The sequence below is a fragment of the Paraburkholderia fungorum genome (genome assembly GCF_902833645.1).
Taxonomy (GTDB): domain Bacteria; phylum Pseudomonadota; class Gammaproteobacteria; order Burkholderiales; family Burkholderiaceae; genus Paraburkholderia; species Paraburkholderia fungorum.
Map to the genome: position 1 here is coordinate 171,322 of NZ_CADFGE010000016.1, position 25,751 is coordinate 197,072.

At 63.5% G+C, this 25,751-nt stretch carries 21 protein-coding genes; 12 read left to right on the forward strand and 9 right to left on the reverse strand.

Annotated features, from left to right (window positions below):
• Positions 1-166: 166 nt before the first annotated feature.
• Entirely contained in the window at positions 167-1,594 is a 1,428-nt protein-coding gene (locus tag HWX91_RS35780; protein WP_028200021.1) for an amino acid permease, read from the forward strand.
• Between the two features lie 113 nt (positions 1,595-1,707).
• On the opposite strand, the gene HWX91_RS35785 is transcribed toward HWX91_RS35780, so the two are convergent.
• Positions 1,708-2,544 carry an IclR family transcriptional regulator gene (locus HWX91_RS35785; protein ID WP_028200020.1) on the reverse strand — a complete coding sequence of 279 codons (837 nt, stop codon included), beginning with the start codon at positions 2,542-2,544 and terminating at the stop codon, positions 1,708-1,710.
• Positions 2,545-2,766: 222 nt separating this feature from the next.
• Between HWX91_RS35785 and HWX91_RS35790 the strand changes: the two genes are divergently transcribed.
• The 4 genes from HWX91_RS35790 (at position 2,767) to HWX91_RS35805 (ending at position 8,871) form a co-directional block, all read left to right on the forward strand.
• Entirely contained in the window at positions 2,767-4,428 is a 1,662-nt protein-coding gene (locus HWX91_RS35790; RefSeq protein ID WP_028200019.1) for a GMC family oxidoreductase, read from the forward strand.
• Between the two features lie 206 nt (positions 4,429-4,634).
• Positions 4,635-5,939 (forward strand): MFS transporter, encoded by a 1,305-nt coding sequence (locus HWX91_RS35795; RefSeq protein ID WP_028200018.1) that lies wholly within the window; start codon positions 4,635-4,637, stop codon positions 5,937-5,939.
• 155 nt (positions 5,940-6,094) lie between these two features.
• Positions 6,095-7,084 carry an AAA family ATPase gene (locus HWX91_RS35800; RefSeq protein ID WP_028200017.1) on the forward strand — a complete coding sequence of 330 codons (990 nt, stop codon included), beginning with the start codon at positions 6,095-6,097 and terminating at the stop codon, positions 7,082-7,084.
• Positions 7,084-8,871 (forward strand): cobaltochelatase CobT-related protein, encoded by a 1,788-nt coding sequence (locus HWX91_RS35805; protein ID WP_042277066.1) that lies wholly within the window; start codon positions 7,084-7,086, stop codon positions 8,869-8,871. The genes HWX91_RS35800 and HWX91_RS35805 overlap by 1 nt, the downstream gene beginning before the upstream one ends.
• A gap of 31 nt (positions 8,872-8,902) precedes the next feature.
• Here the strand turns inward: HWX91_RS35805 and pta are convergent, their stop codons facing one another.
• The 5 genes from pta to tauA form a co-directional block, all read right to left on the reverse strand.
• Positions 8,903-9,940, reverse strand: a complete 1,038-nt coding sequence (gene pta, locus HWX91_RS35810; protein WP_042277063.1) for a phosphate acetyltransferase — start codon at positions 9,938-9,940, stop codon at positions 8,903-8,905.
• Positions 9,941-10,062: 122 nt separating this feature from the next.
• Positions 10,063-11,865 carry a sulfoacetaldehyde acetyltransferase gene (gene xsc / locus HWX91_RS35815; RefSeq protein ID WP_028200015.1) on the reverse strand — a complete coding sequence of 601 codons (1,803 nt, stop codon included), beginning with the start codon at positions 11,863-11,865 and terminating at the stop codon, positions 10,063-10,065.
• Positions 11,866-12,051: 186 nt separating this feature from the next.
• Complete coding sequence (locus HWX91_RS35820; RefSeq protein ID WP_028200014.1) at positions 12,052-12,972, reverse strand: ABC transporter permease subunit; 921 nt, start codon at positions 12,970-12,972, stop codon at positions 12,052-12,054.
• Positions 12,965-13,780: a taurine ABC transporter ATP-binding protein gene (locus HWX91_RS35825; protein WP_028200013.1), complete on the reverse strand. Its 816-nt coding sequence runs from the start codon at positions 13,778-13,780 to the stop codon at positions 12,965-12,967. Before HWX91_RS35825 ends, HWX91_RS35820 begins: the two co-directional genes overlap by 8 nt.
• Positions 13,781-13,812: 32 nt before the next feature.
• Positions 13,813-14,871: a taurine ABC transporter substrate-binding protein gene (gene tauA / locus HWX91_RS35830; RefSeq protein ID WP_042277061.1), complete on the reverse strand. Its 1,059-nt coding sequence runs from the start codon at positions 14,869-14,871 to the stop codon at positions 13,813-13,815.
• 298 nt (positions 14,872-15,169) lie between these two features.
• On the opposite strand from tauA, the gene pdxR reads away from it, so the two are divergent.
• On the forward strand, positions 15,170-16,696 hold the full coding sequence (gene pdxR, locus HWX91_RS35835) for a MocR-like pyridoxine biosynthesis transcription factor PdxR (protein ID WP_028200011.1): 1,527 nt from the start codon (positions 15,170-15,172) through the stop codon (positions 16,694-16,696).
• Positions 16,697-16,756: 60 nt separating this feature from the next.
• Here the strand turns inward: pdxR and HWX91_RS35840 are convergent, their stop codons facing one another.
• Complete coding sequence (locus tag HWX91_RS35840; protein WP_028200010.1) at positions 16,757-17,509, reverse strand: IclR family transcriptional regulator; 753 nt, start codon at positions 17,507-17,509, stop codon at positions 16,757-16,759.
• 151 nt (positions 17,510-17,660) lie between these two features.
• Complete coding sequence (locus tag HWX91_RS35845; protein WP_028200009.1) at positions 17,661-18,425, reverse strand: IclR family transcriptional regulator; 765 nt, start codon at positions 18,423-18,425, stop codon at positions 17,661-17,663.
• A 201-nt stretch (positions 18,426-18,626) separates the two neighbouring features.
• On the opposite strand from HWX91_RS35845, the gene sauS reads away from it, so the two are divergent.
• The 3 genes from sauS to HWX91_RS35860 all read left to right on the forward strand — a co-directional run bounded on the left by sauS (position 18,627) and on the right by HWX91_RS35860 (position 23,214).
• A complete protein-coding gene (gene sauS, locus HWX91_RS35850; RefSeq protein WP_028200008.1) occupies positions 18,627-20,078 on the forward strand; it encodes an acylating sulfoacetaldehyde dehydrogenase in 1,452 nt (483 codons plus the stop codon).
• Positions 20,075-21,739 carry an AMP-binding protein gene (locus HWX91_RS35855; RefSeq protein WP_028200007.1) on the forward strand — a complete coding sequence of 555 codons (1,665 nt, stop codon included), beginning with the start codon at positions 20,075-20,077 and terminating at the stop codon, positions 21,737-21,739. The genes sauS and HWX91_RS35855 overlap by 4 nt, the downstream gene beginning before the upstream one ends.
• Before the next feature lie 92 nt (positions 21,740-21,831).
• Complete coding sequence (locus HWX91_RS35860) at positions 21,832-23,214, forward strand: MFS transporter (RefSeq protein ID WP_028200006.1); 1,383 nt, start codon at positions 21,832-21,834, stop codon at positions 23,212-23,214.
• A 77-nt stretch (positions 23,215-23,291) separates the two neighbouring features.
• Here the strand turns inward: HWX91_RS35860 and HWX91_RS35865 are convergent, their stop codons facing one another.
• On the reverse strand, positions 23,292-24,209 hold the full coding sequence (locus tag HWX91_RS35865) for an NAD(P)-dependent oxidoreductase (RefSeq protein WP_028200005.1): 918 nt from the start codon (positions 24,207-24,209) through the stop codon (positions 23,292-23,294).
• A 240-nt stretch (positions 24,210-24,449) separates the two neighbouring features.
• Between HWX91_RS35865 and HWX91_RS35870 the strand changes: the two genes are divergently transcribed.
• Genes HWX91_RS35870 through HWX91_RS35880 form a run of 3 tightly spaced genes read left to right on the forward strand, consistent with a single transcriptional unit; the run spans position 24,450 to position 25,741 of the window.
• A complete protein-coding gene (locus HWX91_RS35870; RefSeq protein WP_028200004.1) occupies positions 24,450-24,911 on the forward strand; it encodes a VOC family protein in 462 nt (153 codons plus the stop codon).
• 3 nt (positions 24,912-24,914) lie between these two features.
• Positions 24,915-25,253: an ArsR/SmtB family transcription factor gene (locus tag HWX91_RS35875; RefSeq protein WP_028200003.1), complete on the forward strand. Its 339-nt coding sequence runs from the start codon at positions 24,915-24,917 to the stop codon at positions 25,251-25,253.
• Positions 25,250-25,741, forward strand: a complete 492-nt coding sequence (locus tag HWX91_RS35880; RefSeq protein ID WP_028200002.1) for an SRPBCC family protein — start codon at positions 25,250-25,252, stop codon at positions 25,739-25,741. Before HWX91_RS35875 ends, HWX91_RS35880 begins: the two co-directional genes overlap by 4 nt.
• The last annotated feature ends 10 nt before the right edge of the window (positions 25,742-25,751 follow it).

Genomic DNA, 25,751 nt, shown 5'->3' on the forward strand with positions numbered 1-25,751 from the left:
GCGCTGCGCGGCCGGACAGGTCCGCGCGTTAAGCCATAAGAAAAAACACGATGCAGCGAGGCGCGCAGGCGTTCTCGCTCGATCCGAATTGACGGTGCCTTGGTTCCAGGATTGCGCACGCAGTCCCGCGCAACCGGCGCCGACATCAACAGGATGTGGAGGTGACATGCAAGTATCGAATCGAAGTGAACTGAAGACCGGCCTCAAAGAGCGGCATATGACCATGATCGCGCTGGGCGGCGTGATTGGCGCGGGTCTGTTTGTCGGTAGCGGTGTCGTGGTCCAGCAGGCCGGCCCGGCGGCGGTGCTGTCGTTTCTGATTACCGGCGGCCTGATCGTGCTCGTCATGCGCATGCTCGGAGAAATGGCCTGTGCGATGCCGGCGGTGGGCTCGTTCTACGAATATGCGCGCATGGCCTTTGCCGGCAAGCGCGGGCCCGGCAAACTGGCCGGCTTTCTGACCGGCTGGATGTACTGGTATTTCTGGGTCATCGTCGTGGCCGTCGAGGCGGTGGCCGGCGCGAAACTGGTGCAATTCTGGCTGCCGGATACGCCGGCGTGGGCGATCAGTCTCGTGTTGCTGGTCGTGTTGACGGCGACCAATCTGATCTCGGTGGGCAGCTACGGGGAGTTCGAATTCTGGTTCGCGTCCATCAAGGTGGCCGCGATTGTCGTGTTCCTGTTTCTTGGCGCGCTCTATGTGCTGGGTCTGTGGCCCGCATCGATGCACACCACGGCCGTGATGCCGACACTGCTTTCGCACGGCGGCCTGATGCCGAAGGGCATTGGACCGGTGTTGAGCGGCGCTGTTGCGGCAACGGGCTTTTACTTCGGCGCCGAGATCGTCACGATCGCCGCCGCTGAAGCGCATGAGCCGGTCAAGGCGGTCGCCAAGGCCACCAATTCGGTGATTACCCGTGTGCTGATTTTCTATGTCGGCTCGATCCTGCTGGTGGTGGCGCTGGTGCCCTGGAATTCACCGGCTATGGCCACGCCGTATGTGAGCGCGCTCAATGCCATGGGTATTCCCGCTGCCGCTAACGTGATGAATGCCATCGTGCTGACCGCGGTGTTGTCCGCACTCAATTCCGGCCTGTACGCGGCCTCGCGGATGATGTTCGCGCTGACCCGCCACGGCGACGCGCCGGCTGCGCTGGCCCGGGTCAATCGCCGCGGCGTTCCGGTTCGCGCGATCCTGGTCGGCACCTTGTTCGGCTATGTGTCGGTCGTCATGTCGTATGTATCGCCGGACACGGTGTTCGCATTCCTTGTCAATTCATACGGCACGGTGGCCATTTTTGTCTACGTGCTGATTGCCGTGTCGCAACTTAAGCTGCGCGCCCGGCTCGAGCGCGAGGCGCCGCAGATGCTGCGCGTGCGGATGTGGTGCTATCCGTACCTGACCTGTTTCGCGATCGTCGGCATGCTCGGCATTCTGGCGGCGATGGCATTCATACCGGATCAGCGCACGCCGCTGTGGCTCGGTGTGGTGAGTCTCGGCGTGCTGCTCGTCGCGTATGTGTGGCGGGCCCGGAAAAGCGGCGCAGTTTCCACTGAGCCGGAATTCGTCGACTATCGGCCCCGTACGCATTGACGCATTGTCTATTGCACGTGGTCGGCGACATGCAGCGGCGGTTCGCTTGAGATCGCCGCTGCAAGGCAAACTGCAGCGATGCGCGGGCGGGTCTGCCGGGCGGCATCTCCCCGTTACTTCGACGCGCCCACTGCCGCTGCCGTTGCAGGCTGAAGCAGCGGTCCGATGCGCAACGCGACCTCCTTGAGCCGCGGCACCGCTTTCAGCAGATCTTCCAGACTGGCCCGCGCCGTGGGGGCATGAACGGCCAGTGCCGCGAGCACACGGCCATCGTCGACGTGGCGCACCGGCACCGCGACCGCCACCATTCCGCGTACGAATTCCTCGTTGTCGACGCCGATGCCGCGCACGGCGAGGCGGTCGAGTTCGGCCTCCAGCAGATCGATATCGGTCAGGGTGCGATACGTCATCGACTTGAGCGGCAAGCGCCGGATGACGAGCCCACGCTCGGGCGCTGCCATTTGCGAAAGAAACAGCTTGCCGCTGGCGGTGCAGTGCAGCGGCACGCGCGTGCCGGGTTGCAGATGCAGGCGCAACGGTTCGCTCGTCTCGACGCGTTCGACGTACAGCACGGTGTCGCCGTCGAGCACGGTGAGATTGCAGCTTTCGCCAAGCGACTCCACGAGTGTGCGCAGCAATGAGCGGCACGCCCGCGTGAACGTGCCGTTGGCGAGCGTGGTCAGCGCGAGCTGCGCGGCGCGTGGGCCGAGCGCGATGGCGCGATCGGCGCCGCGCGAGTCCGGCATATGGGTGACGTAGCCGCGCGCTTCGAGCGACTCGATCAGGCGCATCAGCGTTGCCTTCGGAATCTGCAGACGTGAGGACAACTGGGAAAGCGACGACGGTTGTCCCGCCGATGCAAGTTGTTCCAGCACGCTGAGCGCGCGCAGCACGCGGGTGTCGTCGGCGGGTTCGTGGGCAGGTGAGGGGAGATGCGTGGTGTCTCTCATTGTCCTTCCCGAGGCGGATGAGGGGGAATGCAGCCCGAACGGATCAGTGACAACCCGGATGAACGCGTTCGGACAGATTGAATAGTGAAACGAAAAAGTCGGTTTTCGTACCGGTTTATTCAATCGTAACCGGATTTGCTTGAAGTCGAAACTCTCATCCAATAAATTGGGACGAAATGATCCGGTTTTAAAAGAAAAGATATCGGCACGGAGACGTCATCAATGGTACGGAGTTTCGACTACGTGGTTGTCGGCGCGGGATCGGCGGGCTGTGTCCTCGCTAACCGCCTTTCCGAGAATGGCCGCTACTCGGTATGCCTGCTCGAAGCCGGTCCGCCTGACCGTTTTCTGTGGATCCATATCCCGATCGGTTACGGCAAAACCATGTTTCATCCGGTCTACAACTGGGGCTTTTATACCGACCCGGATCCGAACATGAACGGCCGCAAGCTCTACTGGCCGCGCGGGCGCACGTTGGGCGGCTGCAGTTCCATCAACGGCCTGATCTATATTCGCGGTCAGAAAGAGGATTACGACCAGTGGGCCGCGCTCGGTAATCGCGGCTGGAGCTGGAAGGACTGCCTGCCTTTCTTCCGGCGGCTCGAACACAACGAACTCGGCGAGTCGCCGACCCGTGGCGTGGATGGTCCGTTGTGGGCCTCCACGATCAAGCAGCGCCACGAACTGGTGGATGCATTCATTGCCGCGTCGAATCGCCTGGGTGTCCAGACGGTCGACGACTTCAATCAGGGCGATCAGGAAGGGGTCGGCTATTACCAGTTGACCACGCGGCGTGGCTGGCGGTGTTCGACTGCGGTCGCTTATCTGAAGCCCGCGCGCAAGCGTCCGAATCTGCAGATCGAGACTGACGCGCTGGCTTCGAAAATTCTCTTCGACGGGACGCGCGCAACGGGTATTCGCTATGAGCAGCACGGCAAGGTTCACGAAGTGCGCGCGCATCGCGAGGTGGTGCTGACGGCAGGCGCGTTGCAGTCGCCGCAATTGCTGCAGGTGTCGGGCGTCGGGCCGGCGAAACTGCTCAACCAACTGGGTATTCCGGTGGTCGCCGATCGGGCCGGTGTTGGAGAGAATCTGCAGGATCATCTGCAGATACGTCTGACCTATGAGGTGGCGCGGCCAATCACGACCAACGACCTGCTGCACTCCTGGACTGGCCGCGCCAAGATGGGGCTGCAATGGGCGCTGTTTCGCGACGGGCCGTTGGCCGTCGGCATCAATCAGGGCGGCATGTTCTGCCGCGCGTTGCCGGATGAGGCGAAAACGCCGGACATCCAGTTTCACTTCTCCACGCTGTCGGCCGATACCGCGGGCGGCGATGTGCACGCGTTTCCCGGCTGTACCTATTCGGTCTGTCAGTTGCGTCCGGAGTCGCGCGGAAACGTGCGGATTCGCACGGGCACTATGCGCGACGCTCCTTCGATCCAGCCCAATTATCTGGCGACCGATCTCGATCGCCGCACCACGGTTGCAGGGGTGCGTTTTGCGCGCCGCGTCGCTGCCACGGAGCCGATGGCATCGCTGATGAAGCGCGAAGTCCGGCCGGGCCGCGAAGCGCAAAGCGACGACGAACTGCTGCACTTTTGCCGCGAGTACGGCCAGACGATTTTTCATCCGTCCGGTACCGCGAAGATGGGTGTCGCGAGCGATCCGGGCGCCGTGGTCGACGAACGGTTGCGTGTGTACGGCACGCAGGGCTTGCGGGTGGTCGATTGTTCGATCATGCCGACGCTGGTTTCGGGCAATACCAATGTGCCGATCGTGATGGTCGCCGAAAAGGCGTCCAGCATGATCCTCGAGGATGCGCGCGCGGGCGACAGGCCGGCCGCACAGGTGCGATCGCCAAGCATGGAAGCACAGTATTGATGCGGGAACCTACGCAGGAGCGGACGCGAAAGCACCGAACCGAAGTAGCTGCAGGCAGTAAAAAGATCACCACCTGACTCGCTGCATCCGAAGCCGATAACAACAGCGTGCAGGCGGTGAAATTCGCGCCCCAGGAGGAGACAGACGGGGGCCTAGAAGTGCTGCGTTGCCGGCACGGCGCGCGGCCATCCATTGGAGGAGGCGCTATGGCAATCGATAAGCGGGTTATCCGCCGCGTTGCATTCGCGAGCGTGATTGGAGCGACGGTCGAATGGTATGACTTTTTTCTGTACGGTGTCGTGGCGGGCATCGTCTTCAACAAGCTTTATTTTCCTGCGCACGACCCGCTCGTCTCGACGATGCTGGCCTATGCCACATTCGCCGTCGGTTTCGTGACGAGGCCGCTCGGCGGCGTGATCTTCGGGCACTTCGGCGACAAGGTCGGACGCAAGTCCGCGTTGATCTGCACGCTCATCATCATGGGGATTTCGACGGCGGGCGTCGCCTTCGTGCCGACCTTCGCCCAGATCGGCATCTGGGCGCCGATTCTGCTGCTCGCCTTGCGGGTGTTGCAGGGCATCGGGCTCGGCGGCGAATGGGGCGGCGCGGTGCTGATGGCCTATGAGTATGCGCCGCCGAACCGGCGCGGTCTGTACGCGAGCTTGCCGCAGATCGGCTTGTCGATTGGCTTGTGCCTCGCGTCGGGCATCGTGGCGGGTATCTCCCGCCTGCTGCCGGAGGCGGCGTTCCTCGCCTGGGGCTGGCGGGTCGCGTTCGGCGCTTCGCTGCTGCTGGTGGTGCTCGGCCTCTACATTCGCCTCAAAGTGATGGAGACGCCCGAGTTTCTCGCGCTCAAGCGCAATCGCCGCGACGTGAAAATCCCCTTCGTCGACATGCTCACGCGCTATCGCAGTTCGGTGCTGCTCGGCATGGGCGCGCGCTGGATCGACGGGGTGTTCTTCAACATCTTCGCGGTGTTCATGATCGGCTACCTCACGCAACGTCTTTCGATGAGCCGCACGGAAGCGCTCACCGGCGTGATGATCGCGGCAATGGTGATGTGCTTCTTCATCCCGTTCTTCGGACGGATGTCGGACCTGATGGGCCGCGCGCGCGTGTATCGCTGGGGTTCGCTGATCTGCGGTGTTTCGGTGCTGCCGGCGTTCTGGCTGATGGAGACGCAGGCCGGCAATACGCTGGCCGTCTGGCTCGGCGTGGTGATCCCATTCGGCATCTTCTACGCGATGGTCTACGGCCCGGAAGCCGCGCTCTTTGCCGAGCTGTTCGACCCGGAGGTGCGCTATACCGGCATCTCGTTCGTGTACCAGTTCTCGGGCATTTTCGCGAGCGGCCTCACGCCGATCATCGCGACGGCGCTGCTGCGGCTGGATGGCGGCAAGCCCTGGTATGTGTGCGGTTATGTGATTCTGTCGGCACTGCTGTCGGCATGGGCCGCGCGGGCGATGGAACGGCGCGCGAAACCCTTCGACGAAATGGCGACCGTGCGTTGACGGCGAGGCCTGTGGGGTGAATGTGGACGGAGCGCTGCTCGAAGCGCCACCTGAAGCGTGAGATTCTGCGTATAATAAAACGGAACAAAACGTACCGAAAATTATCGTAATTCGGCGTCGCCCCATCTACATCCCGCAGCAGGGAGGAGCATGAAGTGACTGATATCGTGACTGGCAAACCCGACAGAATGGTCTCGGTGCGCACTGTGTTCGGCATTGATTCCAGTCTGATGGTGCCCGCTTTCAGCGAGCGCGACGACCACGTGCCGGAGATCGACGAGGTCTACCGTTTCAATCCGGAAGTGACGCTGGCCATTCTGGCCGGCTTCAGCCGGGATCGCCGGGTGATGGTGCAAGGCTTGCACGGTACCGGGAAATCGACGCATATCGAACAGGTGGCGGCCCGCCTCAATTGGCCCTGTGTGCGCGTCAATCTCGACGGTCATATCAGCCGTCTCGACCTGGTCGGTAAAGACGCGATCGTGGTGCGCGACGATCTGCAGGTCACGGAGTTTCAGGAAGGGATCGTGCCGTGGGCCTTGCAGCGTCCGGTCGCGCTGATCTTCGACGAATACGATGCGGGGCGCCCGGACGTGATGTTCGTGATCCAGCGCATTCTCGAGCGCGACGGCAAGTTCACGCTGCTCGACCAGAATCGCGTGATTCATCCGCATCCGTATTTCCGCATGTTCGCTACTACCAACACGGTCGGGTTGGGCAATCTGAACGGCCTGTATCACGGCACGCAGGTGCTCAATCATGCGCAGATGGACCGTTGGAACGTGGTGGCCACGCTCAACTATCTGCCGCGCGCGGAAGAGGCGGGCATCGTGCTCGCGCGGGTCCCGGAGCTCGGCGATGCAGCGGGGCGCGCGCTGATCGAATCGATGGTGAGCGTGGCGGAACTGACCCGCAAGGGTTTCGCCGCCGGCGACCTGTCGACGCTGATGTCGCCGCGCACGGTGATCAACTGGGCCGAGAACTGCCAGATTTTCCGCGATCCTGCGATGGCGTTTCGTCTGACCTTCCTGAACAAGTGCGACGAAGCCGAGCGTTCGATCGTCGCCGAGTATTTTCAGAGGTGCTTCGGTACCGAACTCGAGGCCGACGTTAAGGTTGAAGGCCACCCGGCGGGTAGTCGCTGATGACGCTGGACAGGCCCTCGCAGCAGGATCAACAGCAGACCCCGCAGCAGACCCAGCGGCAAGCGATCCTCCGCGCGGAGCAGCGTGAGGCGCTGTGCGCGGCGGCCGTGCGCGCGCTCACCGGCGACGCCGCGTTGCACTACCGCGAAGGCCGCCTATGCCGCGATCTGCGACCGTTGCCCCTGCATGCCCCCCATCTGCGCACCGACCCGCAACTGGACGATTTCGCGTCCTTGCGCGGCGCCGCCGATGGCGCGGCATTGCGGCTGATGCACTCCGACGCGGCGCTGCACAACCGGCTATGCCCGGCCGACTCCGTCGAACGGTTGCTATTCGAATTGCTTGAGCAGTTGCGCTGCGAGACCCGGACGCCACCCGGCATGCCGGGCCTCGTGCAGAACCTGCGCGAGCGTTTCGAGGCCTGGTCGCGGGCGTTCTATCGTTCCGGACTCGCCGAGGACCATCTCGGCATTCTCCTGTACACGGTCGCGCAGATTGCCTGGTCGCGCCTGACGGGCTGGCCTGTGCTCGAAGACACCGAGGGCCTGATCGAAGCCACGCGCGCGGCGATCGTGCCGGTGCTGGGCGTGTCGCTGGCGGGTTTGCGCCGGCATCGGGACGAGCAGGAGGCGTTTGCGGTTCATGCGCTTGAACTGGCGCGGCTGGTGGCCGGGATGATCCGAGCCGCTCGCGCCGCAACACTGGACGGTGCCGAAGATGACCCGCAGGAGAGCGACGATAAGGCGCCGCGCACGGCGTTCTCGCTCTGGTTCGACGTCGAGGACGACGAATACAAGGACATGGCCGTTGCGCTAACTGGGCAAAGCCGCGTGCTCGAGGCGTCGGAACAGGGTTATCGCGCCTATACGACACGGTACGACCGCGAGCTATTTGCGGGACCGCTGGTGCGCAAGGCCTTGCTCGGCGAGTTTCGCGAGCGGCTTGACGAACGCGTCGCCGCGCAGGGCATCAACGTGGCGCGGCTTGCTCACGCGCTGAAAGCGGCGCTGGCGCTGCCGCAACGCGACGGCTGGTCGTTCGGCGAAGAGCATGGCCGCATCGACGGGCGGCGTCTCGCACAGCTGGTTAGTTCTCCCGCTGAACGGCGCCTGTTCCGGCTCGAACGGAATACGCTCATGGCGGACTGCGTGATCGGTTTTCTGATCGACTGTTCGGGCTCGATGAAAGCGCATATCGAGCCGGTGGCGACCATGGTGGATATCCTCACGCGCGCGCTCGACCAGGCGGGCGTGACGACCGAGGTGCTGGGCTTCACCACCGGCGCGTGGAACGGCGGCCGCCCCCGGCTCGACTGGCTGGCGCAGGGCCGCCCGCATCACCCGGGCCGGCTCAATGAGCTGTCGCATCTGGTATTCAAGGACGCCGACCGCAACTGGCGACGCGCCCGCGCGGACATTGCCGCGCTCTTCAAGGCGGACCTGTTTCGCGAGGGCGTGGATGGCGAAGCGGTCGACTGGGCCTGCGCGCGTCTTCTCGCCCGTCCCGAGGCACGGCGGATTCTGATCGTGATTTCAGATGGCAGCCCGATGGACAGTGCGACGGGCCAGGCCAACGACGCGTTCTATCTCGACAACCATCTCAAGACCGTTGTGGCGCGCCATGAAGCGTCGCGCGATGTGGAGGTGCTGGGTCTGGGCGTCGGGCTCGATCTCAGCCCGTATTACCGCCGCTGTCTGGCAGTCGATCTCTCAGTGCCGCCCGACATGAAACTGTTTGCGCGGATCGTGAACTGGATTGGCGCGCGCGGGCAGGGCGGCAGGCGCTAGCCACGCCCGCGGCTGGATGACCGCGGCCGGGTCACGACGCGAGCGGTGTGGCGCGCGCGGTGAGCGGTTCAGCAGCGCTTTGCGCCTGCACCGCGGTGACCGCGATCACGTAGTAGATGTCGTCGGCGCTACAGCCGCGCGAAAGATCGTTGGCAGGCTTTTTCAGGCCTTGCAGCAAAGGGCCGATGGCTTTCGCATCGCCGATCCGCTCGGCCAGCTTGTAGCCGATATTGCCGGCTTCGAGGCTCGGGAAAATCAGTACGTTGGCGTGGCCTTGCACCTGCGAGTGTTCGATTTTGCGCATCGCGATCTCGGAGACGAGGGCCGCGTCCAGTTGCACGTCGCCGTCGATCGCCAGATGCGGGCGCGCGGCTCTCACCTGGCGGGTCGCTTCCACGACCTTGTCGACGGCCGCGTGCCGGGCGCTGCCGCTGGTCGAGAATGACAGCATGGCCACGCGCGGTTCCTCCATCAGCAGGCTTTGCGCGCTGTCAGCCGCGGCCATGGCAATCTGCGCGAGTTCGCCGGCGTCCGGATCCACCACCAGCCCGCAGTCGGAGAAGATCAGACCGCCTTTGAGCGTGTGGAAGGGCTCGCACAGCATCATCAGAAAGAAGCTCGACACCAGCTTGAACGACGGGTGAATACCAATGATCTGGATCGCCGTGCGCACCACGTCGGCGGTGGTGTGGACAGCGCCGGCCACCGAGCCGTCCGCGTGGTCGAGCCGCACCATCAGGTTCGCGAAGCAGAGCGGCTTGAGGATTTCCTGTTGCGCTTGCTCGAGCGTCATGCCTTTTTTGCTGCGCAGTGCGAAGAGTGCTTCGGTCAACGAGGGGGCGAGTGGCGAGGTCGCGGGGTCCACCAGCTCCATGCCGCTCAAGTCGATGTTGTGCCCGGCGGCCGCTGCGCGGATTCGCTCGCTCGGGCCTACCAGCACGATGTGGGCGATGCCTTCACGGCTCGCGCGTTGCGCGGCCTCCAGCATGCGGGGATCTTCCGCCTCGCAGAGCACGATGCGTCTCGGCGAAGTGCGGGCGCGTTCGATGATGCGATTGATGGCTTTCATGGCACAGGGCGGCGGTCACGGTTGAAAAAAACGGCCGGAAACGGCAGGGGAAGCCCCGTTTCCGGCCTGCCGGGCACGCAGCAAGCTGCGCCTTGCGCCCGGGCCTTCAGACAACGGATGAATCAGACATAGTCCTTGTACTTGTCGAGCAGGCGTACCGGTTTGGCCAGCGCATCGCGGCGGAACGGATCGCCGAGCTCGCGGGTGCACATGATTTCAATGATGGTGGTCTTGCCGTGGTTCATCTGCGCATCGATCGCCCGCTTCAGTGCCGGGCCGACGTCCTCGAGCCGGTCCACCGTGACACCCTCGGCGCCCATCGCGCGCGCGATGCCGGCGAAGCTCTGGTTGTCGAGTTCACCGGCGACGAAGCGGCGGTTGTAGAAGTCGACCTGGTTTTTCTTCTCCGCGCCCCATTGCCGGTTGTGGAAAACCACGGCGGTGACCGGAATGTTGTGACGCACGCAGGTCATGGTTTCCATCAGGCTCATGCCCCACGCCCCGTCGCCGGCATAGGAGATCGCCGGGCGATGCGGTGCCGCGACCTTGGCGCCGATGATGGTCGGGAACGCATAGCCGCAATTGCCCCAGCTCATCGCGGCGAAGAAGCTGCGCGGCTTGTTGAAGCGCAGATAGCTGTTGGCCACGGAGTTGATATTGCCGATGTCGGTGGAGACCATCACGTCTTCCGGCATGGCCTTTTCGAGTTCGCGCAACACCTGGCGCGGATGCAGATAGTTGCCGCCGCCGGGAGTGCGCTCGCCTTTTTGCTCCTCGATCATGTCCATGCTGTAGGGGTCGCGCTCATGCGTCCAGCCATCCAGTTCCTTTTCCCAAGCAGCCTTCTCGGCGGCGATCTCGCCGGCGCGTTCTTCACGCGAGGCGTCGCAGACGAGGGTGCGGCCTTCGAGGCGCTGCGTGAGCGCTTTCGCGGCGGCCTTGGCGTCGCCGCAGATGCCCACCGAGATCTTCTTCACCAGGCCGAGCATTTTGTGATCGGCATCGATCTGGATGATCTTGGCGTTTTGCGGCCAGTAGTCCATGCCGTGCTGGGGCAGCGTGCCGAACGGTCCGAGCCGCGAACCGAGCGCGACCACCACGTCGGCGCGCTGAATCAGCTTCATGGCCGCCTTCGAACCCTGATAGCCGAGTGGGCCGCACCACAACGGGTGGTTGGCGGGGAACGAGTCGTTGTGCAGATAGCTGTTGACGACCGGCGCGCCAAGACGCTCGGCCAATGCCTTGCATTCCTCGATCGCGTCGCCCATGACCACGCCGCCGCCGGAGATGATGACCGGGAACTTCGCCTGAGCGAGCAGTTCGGCCGCTTCGTCGAGACGTTGATCGCCGCCGGGGCCGCGGTCGAGGCGTTGCGGTTGCGGAATCTCGGCCTTGATCTGGCCGTAGAAGTAGTCGCGCGGAATGTTGAGCTGGGTCGGGCCCATTTCGGCCAGTGCGCGGTCGAAGCAGCGGCCGGTGAATTCAGCCATGCGCGCCGGATGGGTGACGTGGCCCTGATACTTGGTGAACTCCTGGAACATGGGGAGTTGCTTCGCTTCCTGGAAGCCGCCGAGGCCAATGCCCATGGTGCCCGCTTCGGGCGTAATCATGACCACGGGGCTGTGCGCCCAGTAGGCCGCGGCGATGGCGGTCACGCAATTGCTGATGCCCGGGCCGTTCTGGCCGATCACCACACCGTGGCGGCCCGACACGCGGGCATAACCGTCGGCCATGTGGCCGGCGCCCTGTTCGTGCACCACGGGAATCAGCCGGATGCCGGCGGGCGCGAAGATGTCCATGGCGTCCATGAAGGCCGAGCCCATGATGCCGAACATCTCGGTCACGCCGTTTGCGGCCAGGGTTTCGACGAACGCTTCCGACGGGGTCATGGCCTGCGGGCCGCTGATGGGGGTGTGATCGCTCATGGGTTGCCTCCGATGTTTAATGAAACCGGAACAATTTGTTCCGAAAAGTAGTTATCTAAAATGTAGAGCATGCACCGGGGATGGTCAATAGGTGATGAGAAATAAACGGTACGTTTTGTTCTGAAAATTAGTGGGGAATATGAGGGGGCGAGAGGCGCGCCGCTCGCTGGCGGCCGCGCCCGACCATCAGACCTTGCCTTTCCACGGCACCAGCACGCGTTCGAGGTGGCGCATCAACAGGTCGAAGCACAAGGCAAAGAAGCCAATCACGATGATCCCCATGATCACCACGTCGCTCGCGAGGAACTCCGCGGCGTTGAGCACCATGAAGCCGAGGCCGCTGGTGGACGCCACCATTTCCGCGGCAACCAGCGTGGTCCAGCCGACCCCGATGCCGATTCGCATGCCCGTGAAGATCTCCGGCAGCGCGGATTTCAGAATTACGTACAGCACGACCTGGGTGCGCGAAGCGCCCATCGAATAGGCTGCATGAATCTGTTCGATCGACACGGAGCGCACGCCCGAGCGCGCGGCGATGGCGAGCGGCGCAAAGATGGCGAGGTAGATGAGAAAGACCTTGGAGAATTCACCAATGCCGAACCAGATGATGATGAGCGGCAGATAGGCGAGCGGCGGCAGCGGCCGGTAGAACTCGATGGGCGGATCGAAGACGCCGCGAGCAAACCGCGAGACACCCATCATTACGCCGATCGGAATCGCGGTCACGCAGGCGAGTGCAAAAGCGCCGAACACGCGCAGCAAGCTGATGCCGGTATGTTGCGCGAGCGTGGAATTGGCGAAACCCTCGGTGGCCACGAACACAAACTTGGCATACACCGCTTGCGGCGACGGCAGAAAGAGCGGCTTGATCCAGTGCAGGTTGGTCGCGGCAAACCATAGTCCGACGAATAGCGCGACCGTCACGAGGCTCGTGACGACGCTGCTGCCCTGGCCGGGTACGCCGAAGGTGTCGCCTGGCCGCGCCGGCTTCTTGGCCAGAAGCCGTGGACGTTGACCAGGGGTGCGAGGCGGTTGGACAGGCAGGTCGGTTCCGAGTGGGGCGTCATGGCCGCGAGGGAAGGCCGGGGCCCGTTTTGAGCTAAACATGTGTCACCTCGGCTGCGGCGCCGTGCATTTTCTCGTCGCCGTAAATGATGCTGAGCACGCGCTCGCGCATTTCGATGAAATCGGGACTCGACTTGATGGCGCGCGCATCGCGTGTGTCGAGAAAGCGCCGGTTGAAATCCAGCTCGTAGGTATGCGTGATACGCCCGGGGCGCGGCGACATCACGATCAGGCGGCTCGCCAGAAAGAGCGCTTCCTCGACGCTGTGCGTGATGAAGAAGAACATCTTGTTCGTCTTCGTCCAGACGTCGAGCAGCAGTTCCTGAATCGTTTCGCGGGTCAGCGCGTCGAGCGCGGCCATCGGCTCGTCCATCAGCAGCATGGCGGGGTCGCAGGTCAGCGCGCGGGCAATGCCCACACGCTGCTGCATTCCTCCGGAGAGCTGATAGATCATGTGCTTGTGAAAATCCTGCAAGCCGACCAGCGCCAGATTGCGCGCGGCGATTTCGCGCCGCTGCGCTTTCGGTACGCCCTGAAGCTTCAGGCCGAACTCGGCGTTGTCGATTACGTTGAGCCAGGGCAGCAAGGCATGCTTCTGGAACACGACGCCACGATCGGAACCCGGCCCGGCGATCGGCGAGCCGCCGAGCAGCAGCTCGCCGCTGCTGGGCGCGATAAAGCCCGCCATCAGCGAGAGCAGGGTGGTCTTGCCACAACCCGATGCCCCGAGCGCTACGACAAAGTCGCCCGAGTTGATCGTCAGATTGATGTCGTCGAGCGCGTGCACCGTCTGGCCGGACTTGCGGCCCGGAAAGACCACGCTCACATTCTTGACTCTCATGCTTTCCATGTTGCCTCCTGATTCGACGGAACCGGCTTGCGTCACTTGAGTTTCATTGCTGCTTCAGCATATGCCGGGGTCACGAACTTCGAATAGTCGGGCAACACCGCGCTGATCTGTTTCTGGTCCTTAAGAAAATTGGCCGTGTCCTTCAGCGCGAACGTCGCGCGTCCGGCACTGCCGCCGCCGAGCCATTGCGAGGAGGCCTGCTCCTGGAGTGTCGGGAACGCATAGAGCGAGAGCGATTCCGGCACGTCGGCCGGCGAGCCGCCGATCATCTTCGCGATGGCGGCCGCTTGGGGCGACGTGGCATTCCATTGCGCCGTATTCTTGCGGTACTGATCGTCCGCGTCGGCGATGGCTTTCACGAGTTTTGCCATGAAGTCCTTATGCGCCTCGCCCCATTGGCGATCGACGGCAATGCCGTCGAAGGTCGGTTTGCCGAGCTTGGACAGGTCGCCGGACGTAATCAGAACCTTGCCGCTCTTCTTCAATTGGGCGAGCGCCGGGTCCCACACGTAAGCGGCGTCGATATCGCCGCGCTCCCATGCCGCGACCAGCTGGTTAGGCTGCATGTTGAGGATCTTCACCTCGGACGGATTGATGCCCCAATGCTGCAGCGCGAACATGGTGTGATAGTGCGTGGTGGACACGAACGGCACGCCGATCGTCTTGCCCTTCAGATCAGCCGGTTTGTTGATGCCGGAGCCGTTGCGCACCACCATCGCCTCGGCCTGATTGATGTTGTCCAGAATCCAGAATAGCTGCAGATCGAGCCCCTGGCTGACGGCCGCGGCAAGCGGGCTCGAGCCGATCACGCCGACCTTCACGTCGCCCGAGGCCATGGCGGTCGCCACCTTCGCGCCGGATTCGAATTGCCGCCAGTTGATCTTGTAGCCGGTTTCTTTCTCGATGGAGCCGTTCGCGATCGCGACGACCCATGGGTCGACGATCTGCTGATAGGCTATCGTGACTTCCTTGTCCTGCGCATGGCTGGCCGGCGCCACCACGCAGGCGATTGCGGCGAGCGCCGCCACAGTCGCACGGCGAGTCAGATCGCCGAACCAGCGGGACAACTTCGTGTGTGTGTCGCTTTTCATCGTAGGTCTCCAGAATGGCCGTGCAGGTACGCGAATAACACGTGAATCGAACGCCCGCCGACGGGGGCTTGTCCCAATCGCAGAGATTGGGTTGATGCGAGTATCGTCAGTAAAAAATGTTGCGGGTTAGGGCCAGACGTGGCTGATCGTTGAGTCCAACCGCTGCACCAGAACGGGCCGTGGCGCCAGTCCCGCCGGCGGGCCGCTCAGGGCGGCTGGCAGGCGCTTTTGGCGCGTACAGAATGACGGTGTCCGCCTTCGTGCGGACGGGCTTCGTGTGCAAAAAACAGGAGATAGAATGGCAAGTCGCACCTCGGTGGCCCTATGGAGCCAGCGGTTCCAGCGTTCACCCGAGTCGAACATGAGCCTCCAGGGCCAGATTCGCCAGATGCTGGTCGCCGCGATTCTGGACGGGCAACTGTTGCCGGATCATGCGTTGCCGTCCAGCCGCGAACTGGCCGACCAGTTGAGCGTTGCCCGCAATACGGTGGTGCTCGCGTATCAGCAACTGGTTGAGGAGGGCTATCTGATTTCGCGCGAGCGCAGCGGCCATTTCGTCAATCCGGCCATTCTCGAAGGGCGGCACGAATTCGCGCCGTTGCAGACGGTCCCCGGGCAGGCGGCCAATGAGGCGCTTGCAAGGCCGGATTGGGACCACCGTCTCAGAAGGCGGCCGTCCTCGCAACGCAACATCGTCAAGCCGGGCAACTGGCTGAGCTACGAATACCCGTTTATCTACGGACAATTCGACCAGTCGCTGTTTCCCACCAACGATTGGCGCGAATGCTGCATGAAAGCGCTGTCGGTCATGGAGATCCGCAACTGGGCGCCGGACCTGATCGAGCGCGACGACGATACGCTGATCCAGCAGATCCGCACGCGCGTGTTGCCGCGGCGCGGTGTGTTTGCGATGCCGGACGAAATCGTCGTGACGATCGGCTGCCAGCAGGCGCTTTATCTGATTGCGGACCTGCTGGCGAGCGAGCGGACCACGATCGGCTTTGAAAACCCCGGTTATCCGGATGCCCGCAATATCTTCGAGAATCGCAATGCGCGGCTGCAGCCGCTGCCGGTGGATAGCGGCGGCGTGCGCCCGGTCGAAGACGCCGACCTGCTCGCGCAATGCGACTACGTCTACGTGACGCCGAGCCACCAGTGTCCGACTACGGCCACCATGCCGATCGAGCGGCGCCATGCGCTGCTGGAACACGCGCAGGCCCATGACTTCGTGCTGATCGAGGACGACTACGAAAGCGAAAACAACTTCTCAGGCGCACCGCATCCGGCGTTGAAGAGCCTGGATACCGCGGACCGGGTGATCTACATCGGCAGTCTGTCGAAGACTTTCGCGCCGGGATTGAGATTGGGTTATATCGTCGGGCCGCGTGAGCTGGTGCGCGAGTTGCGCGCGCTGCGGCGCCTGATGGTGCGGCACCCGGCAGCCTATATTCAGCGCGCGTTCGCTACCTTTCTGGCGCTCGGCCACCACGATGCATTGCTGCGGCGCCTCGCACACGCCTATCGGGAGCGCGCCCAGGCGCTGATGACCGCGCTCGACACACACTTGCCGGAAGCGCGCTATCTGCCGATGTCGGGCGGCGCGTCGTGCTGGGTCGAGGGGCCGCCGTGGCTCGATGCGACACGCCTTGCGGCGGATGCGCAGACACACGGCATTCTGATCGAACTGGGGCGGGTCTTCTTCATGACCGGACTGGAGCAGAACCACTGCTTCCGGATGGGCTTTTCGGCGATCAAGCTCGAAAAGATCGACGAAGGCGTACGGTTGCTCGCGCAGCTTGTGCGCGCGCAGCAGCCTGATGAGTAGGCGGCAGGCGCGGCGCCGCCGCGACCCGTGGTGTCAGCTATTCGCCGCGCAATCGGCAAGCTAGAACGTTTTGGCGAGTTGCTGGGCCGCTTCCTGCAGACGCGGCACGAATTCGAGGGCGCGCGACAGCGGCGCGCGCGAGACCGGCGCATGAACGGCGATTGCTGCGATGCAGGTATTGTTCTCATCCATCACCGGCGCGGCCACGCACGCGATGCCGGCGACGAATTCCTCATTGTCGATGGCGATACGCTTGTGTGCGGTACGGTCGAGTTCCGCTTCGAGAAGCTCGGGATCGGTGATGGTATTCGGCGTGAAGCGTTCGAGCTTCAAGGTGTGCACGAGGGCGGCGCGCTGTTCGCGCGGCAGCATGGCCAGCAGCAGCTTGCCGCTCGCGCTGCAATGCGCCGGCACGTGCGAGCCGGGTTTGAGATCGAGCCGCAACGGCCAGGGCGCTTCGAGCCGGTCCAGATAGAGCACTTCGGTTTCGTGCAGCATCGTGAGATTGCAGGTCTCGCCGAGATCGGCCACCAGATTCGACAGGATGGCATGCCGCAGCCGGCGTGCGCCCGAATGCATCATAACGCCAAGGCCGAGTTGCGCGAGACGCGGCCCGATTACGTAGGCATTCTTCTGACCCGGTTCGCGGATCACGAGGCCGCCGGCCTCGAGCGAAGCCAGCATGCGATGCAGTGAAGCCTTGGGCAGATCGACATCCTGCGCGATGTCGGCAAGCGACACCGGACCTTCGGCGCGCACGAGATGCTCGAGCAGCGCGAACGCGCGCAGGGTAGGGGTATCCGCTTTGGTCATATTGGCCGTTCCGGAAAATGGATCGGCGTCATTGTACCGCGTGGCCTTGCCGGCCTTGGTTTTTGTGGGTAATCGGCTGATTTAGATGGGCGATTCCGGCGAGCAGGGTTCCGTTTTTCGGAATGCCCGGCCGCGGGCACACCGCGACACGCTACTGCCGGAACGTCTTGGCGGTTTCCTCCGCCGCGAACCGCAGATCGGGCAGGAAGGCCAGCAGGTCGTCGAGTACCACCCGCCCGACCGGCGCCTGCACGGCAATCGCCGCGCACGCGCGATTGCGGTCCAGCATGACCGGCACCGCGATGGCGATCAGCCCCTGCAGGTGTTCCTGATTGTTGATCGCAAGCTGGCGCCGCCGCGTAATGGTCAATTCGCGGCGCAATTCAGTGCGATCCGTAATGGTTCGCTCGGAATAGGCGCGTAGCGGCAAGGTTTCGATGACCCGTTCACGCCGTTCCTTCGGAAGAAAGCTGAGCAGCAGCTTGCCGCTCGCCGAGCAGTGCAGCGGCACATGCGAGCCTGGTTGAAGGTGCATGCGCAGCGGCCATTCCGTTTCCACCCGGTCGACATAGACCACGTCGTTGCCGGCCAGCATCGTCAGATTGCAGGTCTCGCCGATCTTGGCCACCAGTTGCTCCAGCAGCACATGACGGGCCGCAGCCGGGCCCGCGTGCATCAGCACGTTGACCGCCAGCATCCGCACGCGCGGCGAGCACTCGTACAGCCGGTCGCTGGCGCTGCGCGTGACCAGCCACGCATCCATCAACTGCACCAGAATCCGGTGCACGGTCTGCTTGGGCAGTTCGAGGGCATTGACGAGATCCGTCATGGAAAGCGGGCCGCTTGCCTCAGCGAGGGTTTCGAGTACACGAAATGCACGCACGGCCGCTGCATTCGATTGATTCGAAGTCGACACGCTGTCTCCTCAACATCGTAGTTATACGTTCGATTGTGCATCGGTCTGTTTAGTTTTCGGGACTATGGAAAGTCCCGAATATTGCACTTTTCGATTCTCGCCAGCCTCGCGCGAGGGATAGTTCAAAAAACGGGACTCCGAAGCAGGTGCGGCTCACTAGATTGGTATCCATACCCATCTTTTCCGTCCGGAGTGAACCGTATGAATGTCAGGGCCACAGAAGCCGAAGCTGCCCACGTGGGCGAGGGCGCGCATCGCGAAGTCGAAAGCGTTGTCTCGTCATTGGTGGCGCGGGCGCGCGCCGCACAGCGCATCTTCGAGGTCGCGGGGCAGGAAGTGCTCGATGCCGCCGCCGCCGCCGCCGCGTGGGCGATCATGGAGCCCGGGCGCAACCGGCAGCTTGCCGAGCTGGCGGTGCGCGACACCGGTCTTGGCAACGCGGACGACAAGTTCCGCAAGAACTATCGCAAGACGCTCGGGCTGTTGCGCGATCTGCACGGGCAGAAAACCACCGGCGTAATCGAGCGTCATGACGCCAGCGGGATCGTCGAGATCGCGCGGGCGGTGGGCGTGGTAGCGGCGATCACGCCGTCCACCAACCCGGCGGCCACGCCGGTCAACAAGATCGTCAACGCGCTCAAATGCGGCAATGCCGTGATCGTCGCGCCTTCGCCGAAAGGGTATTCGTCGTGTGCGTTGCTGATCGATTTCATTCACGCGCAATTCGCCAAAGTCGGTCTCTCGCCCGATCTCGTCCAGATGTTGCCCGCGCCGATCAGCAAGGCGGCCACCGCTGAACTGATGCGGCAGTGCGATCTGGTCGTCGCGACCGGTTCGCAGGCGAATGTGCGGATGGCCTATGCAAGCGGGACGCCTGCGTTCGGCGTGGGGGCGGGGAACGTGGCCTCGATTGTTACCGCGTCGGCCGATTTGCACGATGCAGCGCACAAGATTGCACGCTCGAAAACCTTCGACAACGCGACGAGCTGTTCCTCCGAGAACAGCATGGTCATTGAAGCTGCGGTGTACGCAGACATGCTGGCGGAATTGACCGCTTGCGGCGGCGTGCTGCTCGACGCCGCGCAAAAGGCGCGCTTGCAGGACACGATGTGGTCGAACGGCAAGCTGTCCGCACACTGCACCGCGCGCTCGGCCACGGAAATTGCACGGGCGGCCGGTCTCGACGAAATCGCCGCGCGCGAGCCCGCATTCCTGATGGTCGAAGAAACCGGCTTCGGCGCGGATTTCCCGTTCTCGGGCGAGAAGCTCGCGCCGGTGCTGACCGTCTATCGCGCGCAGAGCTTCGACGGCGCGGCCGACATTGTGCGCGGCATCTACGCGTATATGGGCGCGGGGCATTCGGTCGGCCTGCACTCCACCGACCCGGAGCAGGCCTTGCAACTCGCCGCGACGCTGCCGGTGGCGCGCGTGATCGTGAATCAGGCGCATTGCCTCGCGACCGGCGGCAACTTCGATAACGGCTTGCCGTTTTCGCTTTCAATGGGATGCGGCACGTGGGGACGCAACAATTTCTCGAGCAATCTTAACTTTCACCACTACCTGAATATCACGCGCGTGGCTTACCCGATCGAAGAGCGCGTCCCCGAACTGGACGACGTACTTGGGGATTTCTTCGCGAGGTACGGCAAATGAACACGCCTCGCACCATCCGCGCGCTGATCGACGCGCGCGCCGCGCAGTATCCCGACAAGCCGTTCCTGCTGTCGGCCCCCGAATGTGACGGGGACGGCGGCGCTGCTGCGCGTGCCGACGTGCTGACCTTCGCTGAACTGCGCGACGACTGCCGCGCGCTCGAGACGGTCTTTCATGAAGCCGGCATGCGGGCCGGCGACGTGGTGTCGGTCTTCATGAGCAATGGCATCCATACGGCAAGGCTGCTGCTCGCGGCGATGTACAGCGGGCTCGTCGCCAATCCGCTCAATCTGCTGTGCCAGTCTTCGCAGTTGCGCTACATCGTCGAGCATTCGGACACGCGCATGGTCTTTGTTTCCGGCGAAACGCACGAGGCGATGTCGGGCGCGCTCGCGCAGTTGCGTGCGGAGGGCCTGACTCGCCCCATTGCACTGATTCGCACGGAGCCGGATGCCGTCGTGGCTTCTGTGCCGGTGTGCGCCGAAACGGCGCTGGTGGAAGCGGCCGACGTGAGCGCCGCGCAGAGGGGCGCGGCGGAGCGCGCGACATGTACACCATCTCTAACCGCCTGGGATTCCAAAGCGTTGTCGGACAGCGAAACCGATGCGAGCGATGTGGCACTGCTGATGTACACGTCCGGTACCACAGGGGCGCCGAAGGGCGTTCTGCTGGACCATCGGAATCTGCTGGCCAATGCGCGCAACATCTCGCGCGAACACCGGCTCGATACCGGCGACCGGGTCTTTGCCGCCTTGCCGCTTTATCACATCAACGGGCTGGTGGTGACGCTGCTTGCGCCGCTTTTTCATGGCGGCTCCGTGGTCATGGCGCCGCGTTTTTCGGCGCGCACTTATTGGCGCGATGTCGCGCGCCACGGTTGCACATGGATCAATGTCGTGCCGACGATTGTCGCCTATCTGCTCAATAGCGACGAAGCGTGCACCTTCGATCTGTCCGCGCTGAGGTTCTGCCGCAGCGCGTCGGCGGCGCTCCCAGCCGATCATCATCGGGCGTTCGAGGCGCGTTTCGGCATCGGCATCATCGAAACGATGGGCATGACCGAAACCGCGGCGCCGGTGTTCAGCAATCCATATGATCCGACGGCCCGGAAAATCGGCAGCATCGGCCTGCCTTCAGGTGGTGAAGCGAAGGTGATCGATCGTGACGGCCGCGAATGCGCACCTGACGAATGCGGTGAACTGGTGTTGCGTGGCGAACAGGTCATGCGCGGCTATTACAAGCGTCCCGAGGAAACGCGTGCGGCGTTCACCGTGGACGGCTGGCTGCGTACCGGCGATCTCGGCTATCGCGACAGCGATGGTTACTTCTACATCAACGGCCGCGCGAAGGAACTGATTATCAAGGGCGGTGAAAACATCGCCCCGCGCGAGATCGACGAAGCGTTGCTCAAACACCCCGGCGTGCTCGATGCGGCGGCGGTGGGTGTGCCGGATGCCGCCTACGGGCAGGAGATCGTCGCCTTTATCGTACCGCGCGTAGCGCAGGGGCAGGAGCAGGGCGCGCTCGACATCGCGGATCTACGTGAGCACTGCGTGCGCGAACTGGGCCGCTACAAGACGCCGAAGGAGTTTCGCTTCGTCGAGGAACTGCCCCGTGGACCCTCGGGCAAGGTGCAGCGCCTGAAACTCGTGCCCATCTGACGGCGCGTGAATCGACACGGTTTCGCTGCACGACGTACGGATCGAACGACCACAGACGCCCCAGGCGTCATATAAGAGACACAGGAGACAGCATGCAAACGCACAAGCGGCGTGTGAAGACGCGCCACATCATTCTGGCGGTCATGTGCCTGATGTATTTCATCTCGTACATCGACCGGGTGAACATTGCCGTGGCCGGTCCGATCATCCGGCACGAAATGGGGCTGACGACGGTTCAACTCGGCCTCGTGTTTTCCGCCTTCGCTTATCCGTACGCGTTCATGCAGGTGATCGGCGGCTGGCTGTCGGACAAGTACGGACCCAAACTGGTGCTGACGGTGCTCTCGTTGATCTGGGGGGCGGCGACGCTCGCCACCGGATTCGCCGGCAGCGTGGCGATGCTTGTCGCGTTGCGCTTTGCGCTCGGCATCGGCGAGGGTGGCGCGTTTCCTACGGCGACGCGCGCGTTTACTTACTGGATGCCAGTGGCGGAGCGGGGGTTTGCCCAGGGCATCACGCATAGCTTCGCGCGTCTTGGCGGCGCGGTCACGCCGCCGCTCGTGCTTGCGATCGTGGTGGCGGGAGGTTGGCGCGACGCGTTCATCCTGCTCGGCGTCGCAAGTCTCGCGTGGACGGTGCTGTACCTGTGCGTCTTCACGAATTCGCCGGAGCAGAACCGGCGCGTGACGCCCGAGGAGACTGCGGAGATCGGCTATCGTGTTGGCGATTGCGAGCGCGCCAAACGTGCGGCTACGCCATGGCGCAAACTGATCCGCCGTATGTGGCTCGTCACGTTCGTGGACTTCTGTTATGGCTGGCTGCTGTGGGTTTATCTGACCTGGCTGCCTTCGTACCTGAAGGAGGCGCGCGGCTTCGATCTCAAGCAACTGGCGCTGTTCACAGCGTTGCCGCTGCTCGCGGGCGTGATTGGCGATACCTTGGGCGGGGTCGTTTCGGACCGGCTCTACAAGCGTACCGGACGGCTGCGTTTTGCGCGTTGCGCGGTGCTTGTCGTCGGCATGGGCGGTTCGCTCGCCTTTCTGCTGCCGATGGTGTCCGCGACCAATCCGCTGATGGCGGTGCTGTTTCTTTCAGCGTCGTTCTTCTTTCTCGAGATCACCAATCCGGTGTTGTGGACTTTGCCGCTCGATATCGGCGGCCGATACGCAGGCACGGCGGGCGGCATGATGAACACGGGCTTCGGTATTGCCGGCATGATCTCTCCCGTGGTGTTCGGCTATCTGATCGAGACCACCGGCAGTTACAACGTGCCGTTCACGATTTCCGCGTGTTTGCTGGGAGTGGGGATCGTGGCCGCGCTTTTCATCGACCCGGCCAGGACGGTCGAGGCCGACGAGGAACGCGAACGGCGCGAAGGCGGCCAACTCGACGGCGTGCCCACGTTCCTGCAGGCGGGCGCCGCGGTGCGGCTGGAGCGGCACCATCTGCGCCGTCCGCTGCGCTGGCGCAGATAAGGCGTGCTCCAGGCGAGCGAGTGCGCTGCAATGTCATGGTCATGGTCCGCTTGCTCGCCCGCCGGCGCCGCGGGCAGTTAGCCGGCGCCTTTGAGTTTGCGTAGACGCCAGATGAGGCTCGAGGTGTCGTAGCGGTTGCCACCCAGTGCCTGTACGTCGCCATAGAACTGATCGACAAGCGCGGTGACCGGCAGCGACACGCCGACGCGCTTCGCTTCGTCGAGACAGAAACCGAGGTCCTTGCGCATCCAGTCGACCGCGAAGCCGTAATCGAAGCGGCCTTCGATCATCGTCTTGCCGCGATTTTCCATCTGCCAGCTAGCCGCCGCGCCCTTGCCGATCACCTCCAGGACGCGCGTCATATCGAGCCCCGCGTTCTGGCCGAAATTAATCGCTTCGGACAAGCCTTGCACCATGCCCGCGATGCAGATCTGATTGACCATTTTGGCCAGTTGCCCGGCGCCGGTCGAGCCGATCAGCGTGACCGCAGCCGCGTAATGATGCAGGGTCGCCGCGCAACGCTCGAAGGCCGCCGCGTCGCCGCCGCACATGATTGTCAGCTTGCCGTTTTGCGCCCCCGACTGGCCGCCGGAGACCGGCGCGTCGATGAAGTGCAAACCCTGCGTGCCCGCGATGTCCGCGAGTTCACGGGCGACGTTGGCCGAGGTGGTGGTGTGGTCGACGAAGGGCGTGCCCCGCGTCATGCCCGCAAACGCGCCGCGCTCACCGAGGGTGATGCTGCGCAAATCGTCGTCGTTGCCCACGCACGCCAGCACCAGATCGGCGCCGTCCGCGGCTTCGCGCGGCGTGGCTGCGGCGCGTCCGCCGTATTCGGCAACCCATTGTTCGGCTTTCTGCGCGGTGCGGTTGTAGACCGTCACGTCGAGGCCGGCTTGAGCCAGATGTCCGGCCATGGGGTAACCCATGACGCCAAGGCCAAGGAAGCTGACGCGGCGCACGGTATCGCTAGGGGAGGAGGCTGCTAGATGGTTCATTGGGGTTCCTCGGGGCTGAGGGGGGTATCGGGGAAATCAATTATGTCAGCGATGTCTCCGAGGCGCGAGAAGCCGCGCTCCCCCGGCTTGCCGTCTGTAGACTCAGGGAAGGTTGCGTTTTTGGAGCCACGCCGGGACGCGACGCGATACGAATACGCTACGAATACGTCCCCTTGCTTTTTCGATTTGTTTAACTATGATGTTAAATATCAACCGGAAGGTTAATAAAAGGAGGCAGTCATGACCGAACCGTATCATCGCCCTTCGCTGGGTGCGGCCGTGGTCTACAAGGATCCGTTTGCCGCGCTCGATTTCCTCGAAAAAGCGTTCGGCTTCGAGCGTCAAATGGTGATTACCGAGAGCGACGGCCAATTGGCTCACTCGGAAATGCGGTTCGGCGACAGCTACATCATGATCGGCCGCGAATGGTCGGCGGACATGGCGAGCCCGGTTTCGGTCGGCGGTAAGAATACGCAGTCGGTGCACGTGCAACTGCGCGAAGGAATCGACGAACATTGCGCCCGGGCGCGCGCCGCGGGCGCCGTGATTACGCGCGAACTGGCGGATCAGTTCTATGGCGACCGCGTCTACGCGGCACGCGATCCGGAAGGGCATGTCTGGAGCTTCGGCCAAACGGTTCGCCAGGTCTCGCGCGAGGAAGCGGAGCGCGTGAGCGGCCTGAAAGTCGAAGGGTGGGTCTAACCGATGGGACTGCCCGCCAGCGTTTCGCTTGATCGCACTCTGGCGGCGCTCGCCGATCCAAACCGGCGTCAGGTGGTGGATCTGCTCAGCGTACAGCCGATGCGGGCCGGCGAACTCGCGCAGGCCACCGGCCTGTCGCCGCAGGCGATGAGCCGGCATTTGCGGGTGCTGCGTTCGAGCGAACTGATCGAGGAATCGCACGACGGCGTCGACGCGCGCGTGCGTCTCTACGTGCTGCGATCCGCGCCGATGAACGAACTGAAGGCATGGCTCGAGCAGACCGAGGCTTTGTGGTCCGAGCAACTGCTGTCGTTCAAAGCGCATCTGGAGCAGCAGCAATGAGCTCACGTGTGCAGGTGTCGCTGCGCGTCGCGGCCTCGCCGCTGCGCGCGTTCGAGGTGTTCACGCGCGAGATCGGCAAATGGTGGCGCCCCAACGGCTTGTTTCAGTTCACGCCGCAAGGCGCGGGTGTGTTGTCGTTCGAGCAGGCGGCGGCGCCTCGTACGTCCGGGGAATGCGGCCGCCTGATCGAAACGCAGCCGGACGGGAGTGTGTTCGAGATCGGCAAAGTCACGGCCTGGGAGCCCGGCGAACGTTTGGCATTCGGCTGGCGTCAGGCCAGTTTCACGGATGCGCAGCACACGCATGTGGAGGTGCGTTTCGAAGCGGTGGGCGACGAAACGCGCGTGACGGTTGAGCATCGAGGCTGGGATACGGTGCCGCAGGAGCATGTGGCACGCCACCATTTTCCGGAGCGCGTGTTTCTGTTGCGGCATGGCGAATGGTGGCAGGCTTTGCTGGCGTCTCTGCGCGATGCGGTGCAAGCCTGAGCTTTAGATT